The sequence below is a fragment of the Bacteroides sp. 14(A) genome (assembly GCF_000526555.1).
Lineage (GTDB): Bacteria > Bacteroidota > Bacteroidia > Bacteroidales > Bacteroidaceae > Bacteroides > Bacteroides cellulosilyticus.
In genome coordinates this window covers 303,898-326,943 of sequence record NZ_JAGH01000001.1, presented here as the reverse complement: position 1 = coordinate 326,943, position 23,046 = coordinate 303,898, and the positions used below count along the sequence as shown (strand labels likewise).

The 23,046-nt window shown below is 45.8% G+C and carries 15 protein-coding genes and 2 tRNA genes; 6 read left to right on the top strand and 11 right to left on the bottom strand.

Annotated features, from left to right (window positions below):
• Positions 1-16: 16 nt before the first annotated feature.
• The 4 genes from K429_RS0101160 to K429_RS0101145 form a co-directional block, all read right to left on the bottom strand.
• A complete protein-coding gene (locus tag K429_RS0101160; RefSeq protein ID WP_007211957.1) occupies positions 17-1,117 on the bottom strand; it encodes an efflux RND transporter periplasmic adaptor subunit in 1,101 nt (366 codons plus the stop codon).
• A 65-nt stretch (positions 1,118-1,182) separates the two neighbouring features.
• Positions 1,183-2,427: an ABC transporter permease gene (locus K429_RS0101155; protein WP_007211958.1), complete on the bottom strand. Its 1,245-nt coding sequence runs from the start codon at positions 2,425-2,427 to the stop codon at positions 1,183-1,185.
• 47 nt (positions 2,428-2,474) lie between these two features.
• Positions 2,475-3,734 (bottom strand): ABC transporter permease, encoded by a 1,260-nt coding sequence (locus tag K429_RS0101150; RefSeq protein WP_007211959.1) that lies wholly within the window; start codon positions 3,732-3,734, stop codon positions 2,475-2,477.
• A 100-nt stretch (positions 3,735-3,834) separates the two neighbouring features.
• A complete protein-coding gene (locus K429_RS0101145) occupies positions 3,835-4,551 on the bottom strand; it encodes an ABC transporter ATP-binding protein (protein WP_007211960.1) in 717 nt (238 codons plus the stop codon).
• A gap of 178 nt (positions 4,552-4,729) precedes the next feature.
• Between K429_RS0101145 and K429_RS0101140 the strand changes: the two genes are divergently transcribed.
• The gene (locus K429_RS0101140) at positions 4,730-5,710 is read left to right on the top strand and encodes an ROK family protein (RefSeq protein WP_022210159.1); all 981 of its coding nucleotides are present in this window, start codon (positions 4,730-4,732) and stop codon (positions 5,708-5,710) included.
• Positions 5,711-6,121: 411 nt separating this feature from the next.
• Positions 6,122-6,919 (top strand): DUF6266 family protein, encoded by a 798-nt coding sequence (locus K429_RS0101135; protein WP_025725772.1) that lies wholly within the window; start codon positions 6,122-6,124, stop codon positions 6,917-6,919.
• Positions 6,920-7,043: 124 nt separating this feature from the next.
• Here K429_RS0101135 and K429_RS0101130 read toward each other — a convergent pair whose 3' ends face one another.
• The 4 genes from K429_RS0101130 to K429_RS0101115 all read right to left on the bottom strand — a co-directional run bounded on the left by K429_RS0101130 (position 7,044) and on the right by K429_RS0101115 (position 11,975).
• Positions 7,044-9,344, bottom strand: coding sequence for a TonB-dependent receptor (locus K429_RS0101130; protein ID WP_025725771.1), 2,301 nt, complete (start codon positions 9,342-9,344; stop codon positions 7,044-7,046).
• Between the two features lie 113 nt (positions 9,345-9,457).
• Positions 9,458-9,811, bottom strand: coding sequence for a 50S ribosomal protein L19 (rplS, locus tag K429_RS0101125; protein WP_007212144.1), 354 nt, complete (start codon positions 9,809-9,811; stop codon positions 9,458-9,460).
• 139 nt (positions 9,812-9,950) lie between these two features.
• Entirely contained in the window at positions 9,951-11,006 is a 1,056-nt protein-coding gene (locus K429_RS0101120; protein ID WP_025725770.1) for a hypothetical protein, read from the bottom strand.
• 120 nt (positions 11,007-11,126) lie between these two features.
• Entirely contained in the window at positions 11,127-11,975 is an 849-nt protein-coding gene (locus K429_RS0101115; RefSeq protein WP_025725769.1) for a S1 RNA-binding domain-containing protein, read from the bottom strand.
• A 241-nt stretch (positions 11,976-12,216) separates the two neighbouring features.
• Between K429_RS0101115 and K429_RS0101110 the strand changes: the two genes are divergently transcribed.
• From K429_RS0101110 to K429_RS0101095, 4 genes are all read left to right on the top strand, one after another.
• On the top strand, positions 12,217-13,218 hold the full coding sequence (locus tag K429_RS0101110; RefSeq protein WP_022210154.1) for a malate dehydrogenase: 1,002 nt from the start codon (positions 12,217-12,219) through the stop codon (positions 13,216-13,218).
• A 154-nt stretch (positions 13,219-13,372) separates the two neighbouring features.
• A tRNA-Phe gene (locus K429_RS0101105) sits at positions 13,373-13,445 on the top strand.
• A 16-nt stretch (positions 13,446-13,461) separates the two neighbouring features.
• Positions 13,462-13,534, top strand: a tRNA-Pro gene (locus tag K429_RS0101100).
• A 90-nt stretch (positions 13,535-13,624) separates the two neighbouring features.
• A complete protein-coding gene (locus K429_RS0101095; protein ID WP_007212148.1) occupies positions 13,625-14,104 on the top strand; it encodes a DUF456 domain-containing protein in 480 nt (159 codons plus the stop codon).
• A gap of 90 nt (positions 14,105-14,194) precedes the next feature.
• On the opposite strand, the gene K429_RS0101090 is transcribed toward K429_RS0101095, so the two are convergent.
• From K429_RS0101090 to K429_RS0101080, 3 genes are all read right to left on the bottom strand, one after another.
• The gene (locus tag K429_RS0101090) at positions 14,195-17,356 is read right to left on the bottom strand and encodes a DUF4450 domain-containing protein (RefSeq protein WP_025725768.1); all 3,162 of its coding nucleotides are present in this window, start codon (positions 17,354-17,356) and stop codon (positions 14,195-14,197) included.
• A 154-nt stretch (positions 17,357-17,510) separates the two neighbouring features.
• Positions 17,511-19,661: a hypothetical protein gene (locus K429_RS0101085; RefSeq protein WP_025725767.1), complete on the bottom strand. Its 2,151-nt coding sequence runs from the start codon at positions 19,659-19,661 to the stop codon at positions 17,511-17,513.
• A gap of 341 nt (positions 19,662-20,002) precedes the next feature.
• Positions 20,003-22,933: a glycoside hydrolase family 2 TIM barrel-domain containing protein gene (locus K429_RS0101080; protein ID WP_025725766.1), complete on the bottom strand. Its 2,931-nt coding sequence runs from the start codon at positions 22,931-22,933 to the stop codon at positions 20,003-20,005.
• Between the last annotated feature and the right edge of the window lie 113 nt (positions 22,934-23,046).

The window sequence follows — 23,046 nt, the reverse complement described above, 5'->3', positions numbered from 1 at the left end:
GTTACTTCACCGGCATTTATTTATCCTTCTTCTCTGCACCGCGCACTTTGGCTTTGCCGTCCACACCGTCTTTGATAACAATCTTGATACCGTCACTCATACCCACTTTCACCTCTTTACGCTCGAACTTCTGGGCAGGCACACTATCCGTCATCACATATACAAATGTGCTGTCTCCACTGAACTCAATAGTACTTTCAGGTAAAGTAAGTGCCTTTTGTGCACGTTCCAGTACAATTTCCGCATTAGCAGAATACCCCGAACGAATCATCACCGTATCGGGCACCTGTATAGCTGCCTTTATCTCAAATTGATTGGCACCGTTTTCTTCTACCCCCTTCGGAGAGATATATTCCAGTATAGCGTCAAATGAAAGATTCTGCAAAGCACCAATTGTCAACTTCACAGGCATACCTTCATGAACACGACCGACTTCCGTTTCATCAATTTTACCTCTGAAAATCAAATCATTCATATTGGCAACCGTAGCGATTGTCGTACCATCATTGAACGTGTTACTCATGATCACCGAGTTACCGGCTTTTACCGGTACATCCAGTATCAAACCATCAATTGTGGAACGGATCAACGTACTTGAGAAAGAAGCACTGCTCTTTGTAATACCTTCCTTCACAATTTCCAGGTTATCCTTAGCAGTCTGCAACTCTTCACGCACCTGCTTTACACTTACCTCGGCTTTTTCATATTCTTCACGACTGATCAGCTTGTCTTCAAACAACTTCTCTATGCGGGCAAAGTCCGTTTCGCCCTGTTTCGCATTAAGTTCCGCCAGACGCACACGACTCTCGGCAGAGTTCAACGTACCTAGTTCGGGAATCACTTTCACCTTAGCAATCACTTCTCCCTTGCGTATAGTCTGTCCCGCTTCTTTATACAACTCGTCAATGATACCCGATATCTGGGGTTTAATGAGAATCTCGTCCCTTGGTTCTACCTTTCCGGTTGCCACAGTCGTTTTTTCCAGGTCGGCCACTGTCGGAGTTACTGTATCATACACCGTAATCTTGGGTTTAGACTTCTGGTAAAGGAATACAAACGTGAAGATGAAAATGGCAGCTACAACTACCAATAACGCGATTTTCAGATACTTTTTCATACTATTATTATATTATTGTTTCTTTATTTTTATATTAGGAAATTAAGGAGTTATCGCTCCTCTTATCATTCATCCCTGATAGCCTCAATAGGTTTAATTGCCATGGCACGATAGGCCGGAGCCAAACCTGCAAGCACTCCTAAAGCAATCAACAGCGCACAGGTACCGATAGCCAGGCCAAATGAAACCTGATAATGAGTAGTGATATGCCCCGGATCATTGGCGGCAGCCTCCAATACCTGCAATACCAATACAGCAAAAGAGATACCTGCCATACCCGCAATAGTAGTCAACACCATACTTTCAGAAAGAATCTGCTGCAAGATATCCCTCGGACGTGCTCCGATGGCGCGGCGAATGCCAATTTCCGTGGTACGCTCACGCACTGTCACCATCATAATGTTCGATACGCCAATAGCTCCGGCAAACAAGGTACCCAAACCTACCATCCAGATCAATATTCGGACTCCCGTCATCAGATTATCCACCATAGAGAACATGGCCTCCGCATTCAGCATCATCACTGCCTGCTTATCATCCGGAGAGATGTAATGAGCCGCCTTTACTATGTGCTCCACCTTATCCTGAATATCCGTCACTTTGACACCGGGCTTCACGGTGAAACATGCCACATGTATCCGGTTGCCCAGATTATAGGCTTGTTTCATGGTTGTGTAAGGCAATGTTATTGCTTCCGAAGCCTGTCCCTGAATATTCATGTTGCCCTCGGACGAGCACATACCCACCACCTGATAGTAAATACCGTCTACCCGGATATACTTTCCACAAGGGTCTTCTCCCGGGTGAAACAAACTTTCATACACACGTTTACCTATTGTGCAGACTTTACGTGCTTCCTTAATATCCACATCGTTGATGAAGCGTCCATACGCCATTTCCTGGTGCTCTATATGCTCATATTCGGGATACAATCCCTTTACGCTACATTCATATTTCTTATCTCCATGCACTGCCGTTCTTCCCCAATAGGCGATAGAAGGAGTGATGATATCAATTTCCGCCACCCCATTGCGCAGACGCTCAATATCAGAGAGTTCCAGATTCCACCAACGTCCTTTCCGGAAACCTTTATACGCCTCTCCCGTCTTCTGCGAAACCAGGAAAGCCGAATTCGTGGCAAAGCCTTCGAACTGGGAACTCATAGCCTGCTGCATCCCCTGCCCGCCACCGATAAGCGCCACCAGCATGAAGATACCCCAGAATACACCGAATGCCGTCAGCAAGCTTCGCGTCTTGTTTCTTGTAATCGTGATGAGGATTTCCTCACAAGAGTCTATATCTATTCTCATGTTAATAGTGATTAATGTTTAGTGATTAGTGATTCATACTATAGCCACTAATCCGCTCTCAATGCTTCTATCGGACTGATGCTTACAGCCTTCTTTGCCGGGAAGAAACCGGCCAGCGTTCCCGCTATAATCAAGGTCAGCGTAGCCTGAATGGCGACACTCAAATCTACAGTCGGATTCGAGAACATGGTTTGCTGGAACATACCCGCATCCATAGTCTGATTACCGAAAGCCGAGTTCATCCATTCCGTAACGGCAATGCCGGCCACCATCCCTATATACCCGAACAAAGTAGTGATAGCAACGCTCTCCACAATAATCAGCCAAAGGATAGATAATGGTTTCGCCCCAAGAGCCTTACGGATACCGAATTCACGCGTACGCTCTTTCACCGTAATCAACATGATGTTTGAAACACCTACAATTCCACTCAGCAAGGTGAAAATACCAATCACCCAGATAGCTGTACGAAGCATCCCCATGGCGTTTTGTGTCCGCATATAATCAGTAAAGCGGTTCCATATCCAGATGGCACTGTTGTCCTGAGGATCAAAACGACGACTGGCACCAATTACCCTGCGATAGTTGGCCTCAAAGATCTCGTTACTTTCTATTGTTTCCAGATTTTTAGTAGTGAAAATAATATTATTCAGCTGTTCGCCTTTATTATAGATGGTCTGCAAAGTAGAAAAAGGAATATAGGCCTCACTGGCTTCGCGGTCTCCCTGGTCATTATAAATACCTACCACCTGATATGCTACTCCACTTGCATTGACAAACTGCCCGATAGGTTCGGTATGAGTTTTGCCAAATAGAATATCGGCAGTCTTTTTATGTATAACGATCACCTTGCGGCGTTCTTTCAAATCATTCTGATTAACAAAACGCCCGTCAGCAGTTTTCACCGTCTCTACCTCCGTATAGTTGGGGTGTACTCCCATCAGGGAGATATTCACATACTCCTGCCCAAAACTGACGTTTACATTGCTCTGCCGCACGGTAGCACCGGCACTGATTACATAATCCGGAAAATACTTTTCAGTAGCCTCCAGGTCATTATTCTCCAAACGGACACGACGTCCCTCCTTCAATCCTGCATAAGGCTTGGAAGTCCATCCCGGAAAAATGCGGATAGAGTTCAATGCACGTTCTGAGGACGATTGCTCGAAGGCGTGGATGATACCATTTCCGGCACCCAACAACACGATAAGCATAAAGATGCCCCATGCCACGGCAAACCCTGTAAGGAACGTACGCAACTTATTCCGCTTAATGGTTCCGTATATTTCTTGCCAAATATCAAACATATATTCATTTACTATTTGACAATTTACAATTTACAATTTGCCTTCCGGAATGTTGGCGAAGCTTCAATTGTACGTTGTAAATTGTACATTGTACATTCTTTTATTTCATAAATCCGTCTTTTCCGAATGGAGAAGCATCATGATCACGATTCTCTTCGATGCTGCCGATAATACCATCCTTGATATGGATTATCTTATCTGTCTGATTGGCTACACCACTTTCGTGGGTAACCACTATGATAGTCATCCCCGTACTGTGCAAATCTTTAAGAATCTGCATTACTTCCACGGAAGTCTTACTATCAAGAGCACCGGTAGGTTCATCGGCCAGGATAATCTGAGGCTGAGTGATAAGGGCACGGGCGATAGCAACACGCTGTTTCTGTCCACCGGACATTTCATTCGGCATGTGGTGCGCCCAATCCTTCAATCCCAAGCGATCCAGATATTCCAGTGCCATGGCGTTGCGCTTGCGGCGACTTACTCCCTGATAGAAAAGCGGAAGCGCCACATTCTCTACTGCATTTTTAAAGGAAATCAAGTTAAACGACTGAAAGATGAACCCGATCATACGGTTCCGGTATTCAGCCGCTTTAGTCTCACTGAGGTTTTTGATCAGTGTACCATTCAGATAATACTCACCGGTATCATAGTTATCCAAAATACCCAATATATTAAGTAAGGTGGATTTACCGGAACCCGAAGCTCCCATGATGGAAACAAACTCACCCCGCTTGATATCGAGGTTGATGCCTTTGAGCACATGCAAGGGTGCTCCGTTGTTGTAGGTCTTGTTAATGTCTTTCAGTTGTATCACGTATACCTCTGTTTTAGTCTGTTTTCTTATTAATTTTCACTATTAGACGCAGCTATGTTACGAAAAGTTGCAAAGAGGGTGAACTTTTTTTCAAAAAGATTTTGAAGTGTCGTTTTTCTTTGTGTAATTTGTAACCATAATACTAATTAACTAACCCTTTAAACAAAACATTAATATCATGAATTCAAGCATGGAAAAACCCTACGTAGTAGGTATTGACATAGGCGGAACAAACACCGTCTTTGGTATTGTGGATGCACGCGGAACTATTATTGCAAGCGGTTCCATCAAAACCGGCGCTCACGATCAAGCAGATGATTATGTAGATGCAGTCTGCAAAAATCTGTTGCCTTTGATTATCGCTAATGGCGGTGTAGATAAAATCAAAGGTATCGGTATCGGTGCTCCCAATGGTAACTACTACAGCGGTACTATCGAATTTGCCCCCAACTTGCCTTGGAAAGGTGTAATACCTTTGGCAGCTATGTTCGAGGAGCGCTTGGGTATACCTACTGCATTGACTAACGACGCTAACGCCGCAGCTATCGGTGAAATGACTTATGGTGCTGCACGTGGTATGAAAGATTTTATCATGATTACTCTGGGTACAGGTGTAGGTAGCGGTATCGTTATCAACGGTCAGATGGTTTATGGCCACGACGGTTTTGCCGGAGAATTGGGTCACGTTATCATACGCCGCGAAAATGGTCGTCTTTGCGGATGCGGACGTCACGGCTGTCTGGAAACTTACTGCTCGGCTACCGGTGTAGCACGTACAGCCCGCGAATTCCTGACTGCACGTACCGAACCAAGTTTGCTTCGCTCTATCCCTGCTGAGAATATCACTTCAAAGGACGTATACGATGCAGCGGTTCAAGGTGACAAACTGGCACAAGATATTTTCGACTTCACAGGCAACATTCTGGGTGAAGCTATTGCTGATGCTATCGCTTTCTCAAGCCCCGAAGCTATTATCCTGTTTGGCGGATTGGCCAAATCCGGAGATTATATCTTCAAACCCATCCAGAAAGCTATCGATGACAATGTGCTGAACATCTATAAAGGTAAAGCCAAATTGTTGATGTCTGAGTTGAAGGACTCTGATGCAGCTGTTTTAGGTGCCAGTGCACTGGGCTGGGAACTGAGAGACTTGAAATAAAAAGTCCATCATAATTTTAAGTGAAATCCTCCTTTTACCGGTAAAACGGGGAAGGGGGATTTTTTATTTCAAAAATATATTTTGAATGAGCAACTGACGTACGCTCCTAAAATACCAAAACCGTATCGCGCTTTTGCAATTCCAATTCCAGCGCCTGCCCAAATGTAGCAGATACTTGCTCCGTACCATCTCCACTCACAGGTACCTCTGACCGAAGAAAGTACGGCCTTGATACGGAGCAAGTGCATTCCGGGTGTAACGGAGACAGGTCATAATACAATGAAGAAGATCAAAGAGTTAACTACGCAAAATGACGCAAATGAACGCAAAAATCACAGGAAGCGGGTTGAAGAGATTTATTTTCCATATATTTGCGCAGTGACAGAAACAAGTAATTAAAAACACGATATCATGGGAATCATCAACCAGGGCATTCTCGGAGGTTTCTCCGGTAAAGTGGGACCGATAGTAGGGTTCCGCTGGAAATCAAACTACTATATACGCGCACGGGCTGCCAAAGTCAGCAATCCGCGTACACCGAAGCAACAGGAACAACGTGGCAAATTCGCCACGGCATTCAGCTTCCTGAAAGCTATAAAACCTTTCATACGTATTGGTTACAAGGAATTTACACAAGATAAGTCCGCCTTCAACGCCGCTATGTCCTACACATTGAAAAGAGCCGTGACTGGCAGTGGAAAAGAAATCAGGATTGACTTTGACCGGGCATTGGTTTCTATGGGAACCCTAATGCCGATATTTGAAGGTACAGCTACGCAAAACGGAAATAAGATGTACTTCAACTGGCAGGACAATAGCGGTATGGGGAATGCAGAAGATACAGATATTGCTATGTTACTGGTATACAACAAAAACAAAGAAACGGCCGTTTATGATACGAAAACTGCACTGCGCTCTTCCCAACACGCTGAACTACAACTTCCTTCCGACTGGCAAGACGATGAGCTAATAGCTTATCTCAGTTTTTGCAGTGCCGATGGAAATACTATAGCCAATAGCATTCGACTGTCGGTTTCTGTAATTGACACACCGGAAAATGAGATAGAAATACTAACAGAACCAACTCCTAAAAACTATAAAAATCCTACCTCCATCAAGAAAAAAGGGACTCAGATTCAGATAAAACAAAATTCATCATACGCTCCCCCCAAGGACATTCGGACATGGAAGTTCAAGCCACCACAATAGACCGATATTTCACCCCAGGCTCCGCTGCCCTTAACTCCCTGTACACTAAGAGCCAATATCCTGTCAACAAAAAGTTAACTCCTTGCCGACAAGGTATTAACTTCCTGTTGATAGTTTTTACAGTTTACAAGACCCCCGCGTCAGTATCGCTATTCTGCATTTTTTTATTATTACTCTTGTAATCGCGTCCGAAGTTGATGTTCCATGACAACGTAACACAAATCATGCGGGCAACATCATCGATGTGATACTGATAGCTGTATCCTGCATATTTGTTCCAGTCCTCCTCATTGCGTTTGTAATCCTTCTGGAAAGGATTGAACATACGCAGTCCGACATTCAACCGTTTCCAACGATATTGAAGGTCAATTGCATGTGCCTCTTCACCGGTAGCCAGAACTTCGCCAAAGAAATAATCACTATTATGCTGGAATTCAACAGAAGCTGTGAAGTTTTTATACATAAAGGTAGCAGCTACATCCCAACCGATGCTGTGCTGTGTATGGCGAAAATCAATACCGTTACTCCAATATTTACGACTTTCGATGCTTCCACTCAGTTGCAACACATTCCAAAGCATACCTACACGTCCATCCAGACCGACAGTCCAGTCCTGGAAACTGGAATGATTAGCATAACTATGGACAAATCTATCATCCTCACGATAAATATGAGGCATGATGGCCTTATCACGGTAGTTATACTGGTTGCGCAATCCGATATCCCATTTGCCCTTACTGTAATTCAAACGGAAAGTAGAACGGTAATAAGAATAAGGTTTCAGGTTCGGGTTACCACGTTCCGACTGCAAAGAATCGGTCAGCTGCTCTACAGCACTTAACTGCGAGAGCGAAGGATTCATTGTATTGACATTTCCATTCAGTGAAATGCTCCACTGATCGTTGAAGGCATACGTCAGGTTCAGACGCGGGTTCAAAGAATAGGTTTCATAATCTTCCTGCCCTATCTGCTGAAACCATGAGCGGGTGACACCCATTCCGAGACGATAACCCAGTTTACCCCATTTACCATTATACTGTGCGTAAGCATAAGTATCAGCCTGTTTCATCTGCGAACTGTATTGCAGCGTACCATTATAATCATTATCCGTATATCCCTGAGTATGACGTACGCCTGCACTCAATTTTCCTCCATCTTTAAAAGCTTTCTCATAGATACCTTCACCGATCAACGAATATTTTTTACCGCGTATCCCCGAATAGTAATCTACTACCGGCTCTCCGGACAACAATTCGGTATAGCTGCTACGATTCTTGGTATTAATATATGTACCTACGACATTGAGAGCCAGGAATTGCTTATGCTTCAGGTTTTTCTGAAAATAAAGATCCAGATAAGGACTGAGGTTGCGGTCATGATTCCACTCTTCACGATCGGTTACGGAATTGGGAAATTCTTCGGTATACAGTTTGCCTTTCATTCGTAAATCAGGATCATTATAGTGAGAAAAGCCCACGGTAGCGTTCAGCATATACTTGTCAGTCTCTTGCAGATTATAGGTTACAGCACCCCATTGTTGCAAATTCTTCTTTTTGTTTGCCTCAGCATACTGGCTGCGATGGTACTGACTACCATCTTCAAAAGTGAACGTTTCATTCTTATCGAACCATATCTCGTTGAAATATTGCAGGCGGTTACCGTAGTAAAAGCTAATCTCCGATTGCTTGAAATTTACTTTTCCCGTCAAATTATGATTGCCAAAGCCACTCTTCAGGCTTTGCATACCATTGTAACCGAAAGAGCCTCCCACTTCATAACGGCGAACGATGTAATTTACCACCGCACCTGCATCGCCATAGCGCAGACCTGGATCTTCTTGAAACTCAACACGTATAACCTCTTCAGGCAACAGGGCAGTGACTTCTTCTTTTGTAGCTTTTCGTCCATTGATACAGAGTTGTACACTGCTACCATCGGTCATGCCTACACTGCCATCCATACTATTGACACGAAGCCGGGGCAACATCAGATGGCGCAACATGTCCACACCATTGTTTGATGCACTAATTTGTTTTTTACTGGGAAATATCAATTTCTGATCTGCCCGACTCACTCTGCTGGAAGCGGTAACAGTTACTTCACCCAACTCTTGCGAAGCGTCTGCCAAAGTTAGCGTACCTACATCAGCAGTACGTTCAAAGCCTTGGAGAGAAAGATACAACGATTGATAACCAATGCTGGAAATCGCCAGCCGATAGTCTCCGGCAACGATTTTCTGAAGTTTGAATTCACCCTTTTCACCAGTAGTAGTTCCGGTTACAAAGGCAGAATCTACGGTTTGCAACACTACGTTAGCATAAGGAAGCGGTTGCTGCGCTTCATCCACCAGTTTTCCACTGATATTTTGTGCCATAAGGCTGATGCATGCAGTTAAGCAAAGCATTGACAAGATAATCCTTTTCATTTTTAATATGTAATATGTAGTAGTTTCATCATGAATCGTTTACTTAAATCAAATAAAAAGAGGAAACTCCATTGAAGTTTCCTCTTTTTATCTCGAAATTAGAGTATAGCTGATTAGCCATTAACTCTTTTTTCTTTAATTCTTGCTTTCTTACCGGTAAGAGCACGCAGATAGTACAATTTAGCGCGACGAACCTTACCTACCTTGTTCACTTCGATGCTGTCGATAGCCGGTGATTCGATTGGGAAAATACGTTCTACACCTACGGTACCAGACATTTTGCGTACAGTGAAACGCTTTTTGTCTCCATGACCGGAAATCTTGATAACAACACCACGATACAGCTGTACACGTTCTTTGTTACCTTCGATGATACGATATGCTACTGTAACAGTGTCACCTGCTTTGAAGCTCGGGTGTTGTTTACCGGTAGCAAATGCTTCTTCTGCAATTTTAATTAAATCCATTGTTATTATTCTTAAATTGTTTGATCGTTACAACGCAACATACCAGGCTTCTCTCGTAGGTCCTGACAGCGATTGCGCGAAAGCGGTGCAAAGGAACGAATTATTCGGCAGATACACAAATAATTCGCTCGTTTTTTGCTTAGCGACGACCACCTGAAGAACGGCTGGAACTACCGGAGCTGCTGCTTCTTGTTGAAGAAGAACCACTGCTGCGTGTACTGCTTCCGGAAGAACTCCGTACACTAGAAGAACTGCTTTCCTTACGTCCGGTACTCGGTGTAGTACTGCTGCTACGGCGGGAAGAGCTTGTATTGCTCTTCGTTTCACTACTGCTATTGGTACGCGTACTGCCACTGTTAGTACGAGAGCTGCCACTATTACGTGAACTACTATTATTGGTACGCGAGCTATTATTAGTGTCAGTAGCACTACTCTTCGTACTACTGTTGGTACGACGTGAACTGCTGCTGGTATTAGTAGCTGCATTACTGTTCGTACTTTCCCTGCGGGTAGTGCTTGGAGTGGTAGTGCGATTGCTACTTGAACTACTGCGACGGGTAGTGTACACATCATCTCTCGACGGCGCACGGTCAGAGCCGGGACGTACAGTTACAGAGCCAAAATCCGAACGGCGGTGTGTTGTATAGGATTTTGTATCACGAATTCGATACGAACCATTATAGTATGGATGTTTGTAACGTCCGCGATAATAGCTCACATTATTATGATGCGTGCGATAGTGCCCTCCTACATACGTGCGGTAGTGATACGGACGGGGGAAATAGAAATGATTGTGGTTGGTATACGTGATATAAACACGGAAGTACCAACGGTTTCCACTGGTATAGATGGGGCGGTAAAAATACTCCGCCTGCATAAAGCGGGCATACTGTCGGCTACTAAGCACCCAGCGGAGATCGTCATTACGTACATCCAGATAGTCATAATATCGGTTGAGTGCCCACTCATTACCATATAGCACATCGTCCATTACATAGCGTACACCGGAAATGAAGTCATAATTGATTTCATATACATCATTGTATTGTTCGGTGCTCAGGTTCAGCTCGTAAGCCATTTTATCTGTGAGGAAACGAGTCTCCTTACGTACTTTGCTATTACTCATAGCATTCGTGCCTGCGCTGCAAACAGCAGTACTCAAAGTGGCAAGCAGGATAAATAATATTCGTTTCATGATAGCGTTTTTTACTTAGTTTATGAATTGTCTATTCTTTGTTGGAAACAAAAATAGGGGAAGATTATCCCCTATCCATTTGTTTCTCTCTATTCTTATATAGGGATTTCCCTAATCTGTTTAGGACTTCGGGGATTTTGCCAATATGATGCCATCCTCTTTCAAAATGATGAGATGTTTCTTATAGAGGTCGCCTACACCTTTCTTGAAAGTTTTCTTGCTAACGCCAAAAGTGGCATAAATGTCATCTGCCGGACTTTTATCATTCAGAGATATCTGTCCGCCATTATCCTTTATATATTGCAACAGGGTTTTCGAGAAGTCATCCACTTTTTCAAAGCCCGGCTTCTGAAGTATCAAGTCTATCTTACCATCCTCACGTACTTGCTTGATGAAAGCTTTCACCTGATCACCGGTATGCAAGGATTGGAATATCTCGCTATCATACAACAAGCCACCATACTTATTCTCAATGATCGCCTTGAAGCCTAAATCCGTTTTTTGCCAGATGAGGATATTCACCTCATCTCCGCCTTCATAAGGCGCTGCCTCTTTAGAAAGATAGCGGTCTACTTTGGCTGAAGCTACGATACGGTAGCTTTCATCATCCAGATGAGCATGGATAACGTATTTCTTTCCTACCTGCATCTTCATCTTCTGTTCACGGAAAGGCACGAAAAGGTCTTTCATCAATCCCCAGTTCAAGAATGCTCCATACTCATTTACCCATGCTACTTCCAAACAGGCAAACTCACCTACCTGCACCAACGGTGTCAATGTTGTGGCTACAAGGCGTTCCTCGTTATCCAGATATATAAATACATTCAATTCGTCTCCCGGCTGGCAACCTTCGGGCACATAACGCAGAGGAAGCAGGATTTCTCCATCTTCACCACCATCCAGATACATACCGAACTCCACTTCCTTGACTACCTGCAAGATATTGAATTTACCTAATTCGATGCTCATAATTTCTTTCGTTTGGGGCAAAGATAATGTAAACCGAAGGCAGTACAAAATAAGCTTGATTATTTTTAATGCTAAGATGCAGCTTATCTTCGCTTTTAAGCAAAGATTAAGCATAAGGCATAACTTTTCAATCTAATCCATAACTTTTTTCTATGAACAAATCTCTTGGAAAACAGTTATTTTTGTATCGGGAAACTAAAGATAAGAAAAATTATATTCACCTTTTAAATACATAAAAGTTATGGAATTTCTAACAAACGAAAAACTTACGATTGTAGGAGCCGCCGGAATGATTGGTTCTAACATGGCACAGACTGCCATTATGATGCATTTGACACCCAATATTTGCCTGTACGATCCGTATGGACCGGGACTGGAAGGTGTAGCAGAAGAGATGCTTCACTGTGGTTTCGAAGGACTGAACCTTACGTATACTTCCGACATCAAAGAAGCGTTGACCGGAGCCAAATACATTGTATCTTCAGGGGGTGCCGCCCGCAAAGCCGGCATGACACGTGAAGACCTGCTGAAAGGTAATGCTGCCATTGCCGAAGAGTTCGGTAAAAATGTAAAAGCTTACTGCCCGGACGTGAAACATGTAGTAGTTATCTTCAATCCCGCCGACATAACCGGATTGATCACTCTGTTGTATTCCGGTCTGAAACCTTCACAGGTAACTACTCTCGCAGCTCTCGACAGTACCCGTTTGCGTAGTGAACTCGCCAAGCATTTCCACATTTCTCCTGATAAGGTAGAAAATTGCCGTACGTATGGCGGTCACGGAGAACAGATGGCTGTTTATGCTTCAACTGCTAAAGTAGATGGTAAACCTCTGTTGGAAATCATCGGCACACCTGCCCTTACTGCTGAACAATGGGCTGAAATCCAAAGCAAGGTAACCAAAGGTGGCGCTAACATCATCAATCTTCGCGGACGCTCTTCTTTCCAAAGCCCGGCATACGTTTCCATAGAAATGATTGCTGCCGCCATGGGTGGTAAACCATTCCGTTGGCCTGCAGGTACGTATGTACACAGTCATGGCTTCGACCACATCATGATGGCAATGGAAACTGAAATCACCAAAGACGGTGTACACTACAAAGAGTTGAAAGGCACTCCGGAAGAGGAAGCCAAGCTGAAAGAAAGTTATGCTCACCTCTGTAAATTGCGTGACGAAGTGATTGGAATGGGAGTACTTCCGGCTATTAAGGATTGGAAAAGCATCAACCCGAACATTGACTAAATTATATATAAGGGAATATCCCCGAGAACTCCTGTTTAGACTTTCCCTCTTGCGCTCACACAAACCGGGCGCAGGGGGAATTTTCTTTTATTTTTTCAGAAATCCTTTGGCTGTATTAAAAAAACTATTTATCTTTGCACCCGCAAACGAAGAAGGTGCCATAGCTCAGTTGGTAGAGCAAAGGACTGAAAATCCTTGTGTCCCCGGTTCGATTCCTGGTGGCACCACTCGTAAGCAAAGTATCGGAATGTAGCGCAGTTGGTAGCGCACTACGTTCGGGACGTAGGGGTCGGGCGTTCGAGTCGCCTCATTCCGACACAAAAAAGGTCTGATTCTCAAAAGGAGTTAGACCTTTTTTGTTACATTATCAGTCCCCCAAACAACATTATTCTAATCCGATTCTATTATGCTTGACATCATACTGATCATATTAGGAAGTCTATGCCTCATAGTAGGCTTATTGGGATGTATCCTCCCTATAATTCCCGGACCGCCCATTTCATACGCCGGTTTGTTATTACTCCATATTACAGATAAGGCGCAATTTTCTACATCGCAATTACTGATTTGGTTATTTCTGGTAGTGATAGTGCAAGTATTGGACTACTTCACTCCCATGATTGGAAGCAAATACAGCGGAGGAAGTAAATGGGGCAGTTGGGGCTGCCTGATAGGTTCAATCGTCGGAATCATCTTTCTCGGCCCGTGGGGAATTGTTATCGGTCCTTTTGGAGGAGCTTTCATCGGAGAACTCTTGGGAGACAGAAGTGCAAGGGATGCCCTAAAATCAGGTATTGGAGCACTGATTGGTTTTCTGGTAGGGACAGTGTTTAAGGTAGTAGTTTGTGGATACTTCGTGTGGTGTTTCGTAAAGGCATTGATATAATTTCACCACAGAGTGACACAGAGTCCCCCAGAGTTTAATTTGAAATCAGAACTCTGTGGGACTCTGTGTCACTCTGTGGTGATTATACTATTATCGTTGTAATGTAATTCCCATCAACCCAATCACCACATCATTAGAAAGAGTTTCAAGAACGAGGTGGGAAAGTTTCTTATCAGGATTCAAGGGCATTTCAAGCAATATGGCAGCACCACCATCCAATTCACGGGAGGCACCTGGAAAGCCTAATTCTTCTCCAAAGTTATTGCTGATCTCGCCCGTTTTAAGACGCAAGCGATAAAGCGCCGGAACATGTCGGTTGAAAGCCAGACCATCTTCAAAGAAAATATGCTCAATGGGCGCCCAGTTATCGGGATTACGCAAAGCCATCTTATCGCAAGTACCATCTTTATAATAAACACGGATCAGCCCATTGTCAATATGGCACTGCATGTGATTGGTGCTACCTGCCATAAGTAAATAGGCACGGGATGCCTTTCCTTTGAGAGAGACCGTCAAACTATCCGGATAATTATCCCACAAGGATGTGAAAGCTATATTTTGGCCCTCAGCAGGAGTGCGGAAAGGAACTCCCAGCTTAGTATTCAACACTCCCTTCTGAACGGAAGAGCGAAGTCCGGAATCATCAATATCCACCGTATGCAAAGGATGGCACCATTCACCGATACCTTGCTTGGGTATCTGCAAAGTGGTATATGGAGACCGAGGTGAAAGATACTCATTACGGAATATATCTGTAACGGCAGAATTGAATTGTTCATCCATCACAACCGGTTCACACTTAGAAGAATTGACTTTAGCGAAGGCGGAGAACTGAATAGAATCATCCTTATCTGCGGACAGCGGATTATCTACAGGAACCCACCATTTCATATCCCCTTGTTGCATCGGAACAAAACATACAGGAGCTTCAGCTGAAACAGCTTCTATCTGAGACTTTGTCGGACTACCAAGCACTTCCCCGCCCCATTCAATGTTAATTTCCACTTTTTCATCCGAGGAAGCAGGGATAACGACGGAAAGTACCGGACGGCTGATGGAGTTCTCTACCAATGTCCATGTTGCAGGCTTTCCATTGACTGTAAGCTTCGCCACTTCCGAGCGCTGAGCCGGAAACTGAAGTTCCAATGTACGTACCGCAGGTAATCGGTGGATAATTGCATAGGATGTTGCAGTTTCATTAGTATGCTTAAAGTCAAAATCAATATCCGGAGTATGCAGAGATGCAAAAGGCCAGGAGGAGGGTAAGCCAGGTTTCACCAGCAGGCGTCCGTTCATGGCATCAGGAAGGATACCATAGAGTCCTTGTATCAATACACGGGAAGCTACACCTATAGGATCCCCGAAATCACGGTAACACTCTCCACGAGCAGCATCATAAAAACTGATTTGCCCGAAGTTACCGGGGCTTTCACCCAGATACATACCATCGAGGACAGAGCTCTTGAGCAGATGAAAACCTGCATCCGCACGTCCTGCCTGGAAATAAGCAAGAGCAGTATGCATCACTTCGGCAAAAGCAACATTGTTGATACTCCAGGAATAAGGCAACCAGTTCGTAGTGGAGATAGTAGCATAACCTTCATCTTTCAAACCATCACCATGAACGGGGATATGCGGTATTTCGCGATCCACATAACTGGTGGCAAGATAAGCTTGGAAAGGATCAGCGATATCGCTATCCAATGCATGATAAATAGTCCATACACCGGGACTGGTATGCAGACGTTTATGCCCCATGAAATCCTGAAACTCAGCCCAATGTCCACGTTCGGGTATCCAAAGGCGGGCATTCAGAGCTTTCAGTATTCTGTCAGCTTCTTCACGATAGGGTGCAGGGTCTTCTCCAATCTTCTCGGCAATCATAGCTGCGAGGCGATTGGAACGATAGTTATAGGCAGAAGAATGAGTGACCGCACCACTATTATAATAAAGAGCATCACTTGCCCAGATGCAGGCATAGGCATCATAAAGTCCGTCATTATCGGGATCATAGTTTCGTTTTTCCCAGGCAAGGTGACGGGTCAGGACAGGCCACATACGGCGGGCGTATTCCAAATCACCGGTCCAGTTGAAATGCCACAAGAGTTCATCAATATAACAAAGATTCATGTCATAATGATGCATCTGATCGTTCCGACGGGGGTTACGGCAGATATAACCGTTACTATATTGGGGTGTTCCCCACTTCTTTTCGGAACGTGCCAAAGCAAGAGTTGAATCCTGTGCAGGGTGTGGAATCGTGTTCGGCACTTCTGTCACCTGACTGGCGGCATAAGCATTGAAGTGCGTACGGGCACGGTCGTGCCAACCTAAGGCATCACCGGTATAAGCAGCACGCCAGCCACTGAGAGGCATACGCCAGCCAATAGCACCATGCAACCAGACTTCACCATCCCAGATGCCATCGGCAGCTACGGCAAGGGCACCACCCAGAGTATTAAAGTATGGATCGGGAGTTATGATCCTGATACGTGAGGCAAGATCGGCACGGGCTTGTTCAGACTTATTATAAAGGGCAATGCCTTCCTCCTGTGAAGGTACTACTAAAGAATAGTCACGTACAAGTACATAAACATCCTGCCGGTCGAAAAGGGAGATACCCAATGATTGTAATTGTTGAGGTTGCTCGGGTGCATCAAAACAACCGGGAGGATCGGCCCCCATATCACCGTTACGACTCAATCTGTTCAGGCGGATTTCACTCAACATAGGGCGCAAAACCGCGCCTACAGGCATATTTACGGGGGTAATCTTCCAAATGGCAGCATCCTCATCCGGCAAAGCAAGAGCAGAGATTTGCAGCTCAGCATCTGTTCCCCAGGAGGGGTGCTTCAGATGATAGGAACGCCGTCCGGGAGTGTAACGAGACTCACACCAAGCGGTTTCTTCCAATGGAGTCACTGAACTATCAGCCAGTACGAGATGGAAATGTATATTCTTACTGTTGCGCTTTTCGTAGACAGCAAAAATAGGACGGTCACTCGTTTCCAGACGGAAAGCGGTATGGCTGCCATAAAGGGCACGAGTATAGCGATTCTTTCCATTGACACTTACAAAATCTTCACCGTCCGGGCGATATTGCAGGGTACGGGCAGCACCCCGCTTATGATCATTGTAAGAGGTGGATTCGATGCGGTCGCCGGCACTTTGCGGTTTATTACCGGTGGTATATTGCGCATAGGCGAAAGCAGGCAACAAAGAGATGAGGATATAAAAAAATAGTTGTTTCATTACTTTTCGGTTATGAATATAATTTTAGGCGCGGATTACGCGGATTACACGGATTCTTTTCCTGTAATATAGTGCGATAGCGCAGCCATTAATCCGTGTAATCCGCGTAATCCGCGCCTAAATCATTATCAGCATTTAGTTCATTACTATACCGTTACGGCATCGGTTTCAAACCTTCCCAACGGACATCCCATGTTCCATCCTGCGGGAAGCCCGGGTTCTTCACCTGGCAGCCATCCCAACCGGCACACATTAATGCTACGGCAGTCAGCAAGCCTCCATTACCGGGCAGGTAACAGCGCAGACGACCATCCTGGTAGTTATGCCCGTTCTGCAAATACGTATTCGTGCGCTTATCCATCAGCAAGGCACCGACAGCTTTTTCCGGCTCGCCCAGACGAGTGGCATTCATGGCAGTCATCGGATAATCCCATCCCCAGGTCTTACCCCAGTTCCAGTTGTCCCACACCCAGTGCAGGGTATTCTTCATGTAGTCGTCACGAATGAGTTTATTCATCGGAAGGATACCTACAGACCCCAATACAGCCATGTGATCGCTGGTAAAACGAATATCTTTGTATGTATCAACAGCATCTTCAGAAGCAAGGTAAAGATGATCCTCATTATAGGCAAGCGGAGAAAGTTTATCAATCATCTCATCCCACTCCAGATTACGCTTCTCTCCGGCACGCTCGCGCCACTTCTGCGCGGTCTGCATGGCAAAGTGCCAGTAAGACAATTCGAAAGGCGGGTTGATGGTAGTAGCTGCACGCAACGTCTCTTGTGCAGGGATAGCTCCCTTCAGAATGAAACGTCCGTGAAACTCATCATAAGTTGCAAAAGCATACATGAACTCGGCAGTTTCCTGCACCAGACGATTGTATTTCTTAATCACTTCATCCGAAGGATTGGCACGGTAGACAAGTTCTGCCAGATAGATAAAGTGCGGTTGTTGCCAGATCAGGAAAGAACCTACATTCGAGGGAGCTTCCGTACCGCTGGGATCGGTCATTTTCATCCAGCGTACGCCGGGGAACCCTTGACGACGTGCTATTTCACGAGCAACAGGCTCTACTGTTTCGTACCAACCCAGTGTACGGTCCAGCAGATTGGCATGTCCCCAAAGAGGTTGCCATGCCTGATGCCACCAGATCATTTCGAGATGGAATTTACCAAACCAGGAGTTATAAGTCAAACCTGTTTCCTGCGGAGGTACACTTCCAGCCGACTGGATAGCAAGCAGATATTGACTCAACAACACGCGACGTTCCAATTCTTTGGCACGCGGATCCGTGCAATGAGAGAAGTCAACGGCAGCACCATTCTTCCAGAAATCCGTCCAGTATGTAGCACTGGCGGCAGCGGTTTCGGTGAAAGCGGGCAATGCTTTGTCATCGGCATAGACAGCAGGTTCACTTTCGAATACGGTTCCCTGAAAATTCGGTGTAAACAGGCAGGAAAAGGCCAGCATATCTTCTTCAGGAGTCAGTACGAAATAGTTCTTCGACTTCTCAGCCAGATTCGCCTTGCCTTCCCAACGTAGGGTTACGTAATAAGTTGTTTCGTCAAGTACACGCTTCAACAAAGCACTTTGAGCATCCTGACGAACGATAGTTGTGGAATGTTTGTCGTTCGCATTCCAATTGCAGGCATCATCGGCATGTCCGCCTGTAGGATAAGGAAAACGCAGATTAACCCCCACATGCGCACGACTGGTAACACAAGCAGAAATCATATCCTGGTTAGGATGGCAGACTGTCTGCACATCGAAAGCATTGCCATTCAACATGAAGTGGCTGGTGATTTCACCTTTCCACATATTCAGTGTCTGCTGAATCTCAGTAATATCAGAAGCTTTCACTCCCTCGCCCAGTTCGAGGCCTATAATGCCCAGATGCAGGCGATGCGGATTCACACGAAACCAATCGGAAGATTCTTTCTGACGGCCCGGTTCCTTGAACTGGCAGGCATAGAGTTCTTCGTGACCACGACCGAAGTCAAATGATTTCAGTGTTTCCTCATGCTTATATCCTTTAGGATTGGCAAATGAATGCCAGCCCCATTGGCTCTGTGTGCCCAAGGGTACACCTTTACTATACATGGCCGGAAATGTCTGCAAACCGGTAGCATCTACCGTGAACGCAAATTCACCGTTGCCGACACTAAGCGAAGCCAACGAATCGAATGAGGATACTTGGGGATTGTTACGGGCCACCAATGCTTCACGGTCTATCGGAGCTTGTTTCTCCGAACCACAAGCCGTCAGCACGAAAGCGGCGAGAAGGGAATGAAATACTTTTTTCATGGTATTCTTTATAACAGATAGTTAGATTAATAGCTGGGACAAAAATAGCAGTTCCTGGTAAAGCAGGCGGTGCAGGGTTTGACGGAAATGATAAGGAAAATGATAATTTAGCGGCGAGGGAATGGGTACGCGGACTACGCGGATAAGGCGGACGAACGCGGACTTTAATCTTTTAGACGCGGATGACACGGATGACGCGGATTTTTAAAGCTGCGCTATACATACCGGCATATCACACCGAAGGAAAAAAGAATCCGCGTCATCCGTGTCATCCGCGTCTGAAAGATTACTTGCACGCCGAAGGAGAACCTTGCTCCAGCGCTACGCTGGTAAATTATCATTTATCTGAAATCAAACATCAAATTCAATCTCAATCCCTCATCCCCCTTCTTGATACGGATTATTCCCGGTTGGCTCTGTGGTCCGTGCTGACTAATAGGTTTGAAGCAACGGATAGCAGGAATATCGAGCAGGAAGGAAACATCTCCGGCAGGGAAGTCGGGCATGGTGTTCAGGCCATCCTGACGTCCGTGAGGTTCTTCGGGGGTAAATACTCGCAGGAATATCCCGTCACTCGCCGCATAAACCGTAAATGGAGCGGTAGAACTTTGCAAAGTTGCCCAGTAAAGATTAGCATGATAGCCCTTGAACTCCGGATAAACCAGACGTTCGGTACTTTCACCGGTGATTGTATTATTATAATCTTTCTGCCAAACACCATAATTTGCCCCCGGAATACGATTCTTCCATACACGATATGGACCGCGTCCCATCCAACGCATACCGGAACACTCGGACTCAGGATAAGAGAAAGTAAGGCCAAGATTCAGCACTTCCGTGTCCGTGAAAGCATCGTCGAAGCCACCACCACCGGAAGCTCGGTTCAGCAACACAGCATCCATCGAGAGCAATCCGTCCGGCGCCAGACGCCAAACAATAGAGTCCGCCGCACCACGATAACGGGCACAAAGAACCGCATCTCCATTTTCCGTACGAGCCGACAGATCAGCCAGCACCATCTTCATCCCAACAGCAACAGGGCCATCTTTCAGCGGAATGATTCGTCCGTCAACATTCCTCGTCACAGAAGTGATAGTGGCATCACTCTTTCGGAAAGAGACAGTGACGGCAGAAGAACGCAACGTAATCAGAGTATCTGTTTCCTCAACACGGCAATTACTTGCAGCCGCACTTTGCGAACCGGACGGATGAGCATCTGCCCTCTTCGGCTGTAACTCACCTTTCAGATAGTCTTTCGCGTAATGTATCGGGAATGTACGTGTACAGACACTCTCGCCATCTGCTCCATAAGCTTCAAGTTCCAGAATATCTCCGTTGAAGAAATTATCCGGCAGATTCATGCGTGCAAACCCCGTTTCTCCGGGAACCAATGACGGTAACTGCACCATTCCACTGTCCAGCACCTGACGCCATGCCCGTGCACCTCCGTCAGCTACTGTCACAACTTCCCCTTCTCCATCACCATTCAGTGGTGACGTGCAATAAAGCACGCGCCAGCACATGGAGCATGCACCCAGGTTTGTAAACAGATATCTGTTCGATACCCGGAAATCCCCACGGAACGAAGGAGTAATCATCAACGGTTCTATATGTATTGGCGACCAGACTTCACGAACTGAATAATAACTGCCCTCTTTTTCCCGGAAAGGCCCCAGAATACCATCCGGTGCATTATAATCTTCACTGTCCAGTGCCCCGCCGCGATCCGAACGACGCACCGCCTCATCACTATATGCCCACATGAAACCTCCGGCAAAGAGCGGATGAGCGGTGTAGCGTGCCCAGAAATCTTCCAGTCCGGCACCATGTCCCTGGTCGTACTGGCCGTGCATGAACTCGGCAGGCATAAAGACTTTATAGCCATTGGTGAAACGGGCCACTCCTGTGAGATAAGCGGGATAGTGATGGGTATCCAGTTCGTCAAAGTCCGCCCAGGGATGGATGACATGACGTTTCTGGGGATCGTATGTACGGAACAGGCTGTCGACGGCAGTATTCCATCCGCCTTCGTTGCCATTGCTCCACAACACGATACACGGATGGTTTACATCGCGCGTCAGCATTTCGCGAACAAGCCGGGTACCCGTCGGGGTATCGTAAGCATCCTGCCAGCCTGCCAGTTCATCAATATAAAGCAAGCCCAACGAGTCGCAGGCATCCAGGAAATGCTCATCAGGCGGATAATGGGAACGGACAGCGTTCATATTCATTTCTTTGATGAGCTTCACGTCCTGTATGCTAAGTTCTTTATTCGTGGTTCGTCCACCATCGGGATGGAAAGAGTGGCGATTGATTCCCTTCATAACCAGCTTCGTACCGTTCAGGTAGAGCCCGTCGCGGGGACGGAAATCAATGGTGCGGAAACCGATGCGGGTATCCACAAAGTGACGTGGATTCGTATTCTTATCACACAAATACACTCTAAGTTGATAAAGGTTGGGAGATTCCGGAGTCCACGGGCAAATATCTTCCCAACGGCTTGTGGAGTGCAACGTAGATGCGCCTTCCTTAAATTGAACAAATACGACTGTCGTTTCTTCGAACAATGTATCCTTTTTCTGCAAAGGTTCTACCTCTATTCCCAGGTACCCTTCCTCAGTAACCCCTTTCAAATACACATCCAGTTTCAGTGTGCCATCCGCCTGCGCGTCCACAGCCAGACGCTCTATATGTGTTGCCGGTTTTGCTTCCAGCCATACCGGGCGGTATATTCCACCGAACAGCCACCAGTCCGCTTTACGTTCGGCGGCATTCACTGTACGGTTGTCGGAATGTTTCTTCACCCGTACTTCTATTTGGTTGGAACTTCCGTATTTCAGCAATTCCGTTACGTCATAAGAGAAGCGATAGAAACCGCCCTGATGCACCGGTCCCGCCGATTGCCCGTTGACTAAAACCTCGGTATCGGTCATTACACCGTCAAACCAGAGACGTATGTTCTGTCCCTGCCAGTTGCGGGGTACGCGGAAAGAACGTTTGTATGTGCCTTCTTCCATCGAAGGGTTCTTCACGCCCGGCTTTTTATACCAGCGGCCGTAGGTGTATTCGCCGAAGCCTTGCAATTCCCATTGCGAGGGGACTTCTATTTTACTCCAGCGTCCACTGTTCCGGCCTTCGGAGACGCGGAATTGCCAGGTCACCGTGTTGCCCAGCCCGGTGCCGGAAAGATATTGGCGTTCTGTTTCCTGGGCTTGTACAACCCAAGTGGTCAATAAGAAAAGGAGGATTCCGAGAAAGTGCTTTCTGCTCATAGTATTTGGCTTTATTATTCGATTTTACAAAGAAAGACATTCTCAGGCAAACAGGAAATAAACAGAATGATTTTCTATCTGTACAAAATGACAGGAAGAGAACGACTAACCAT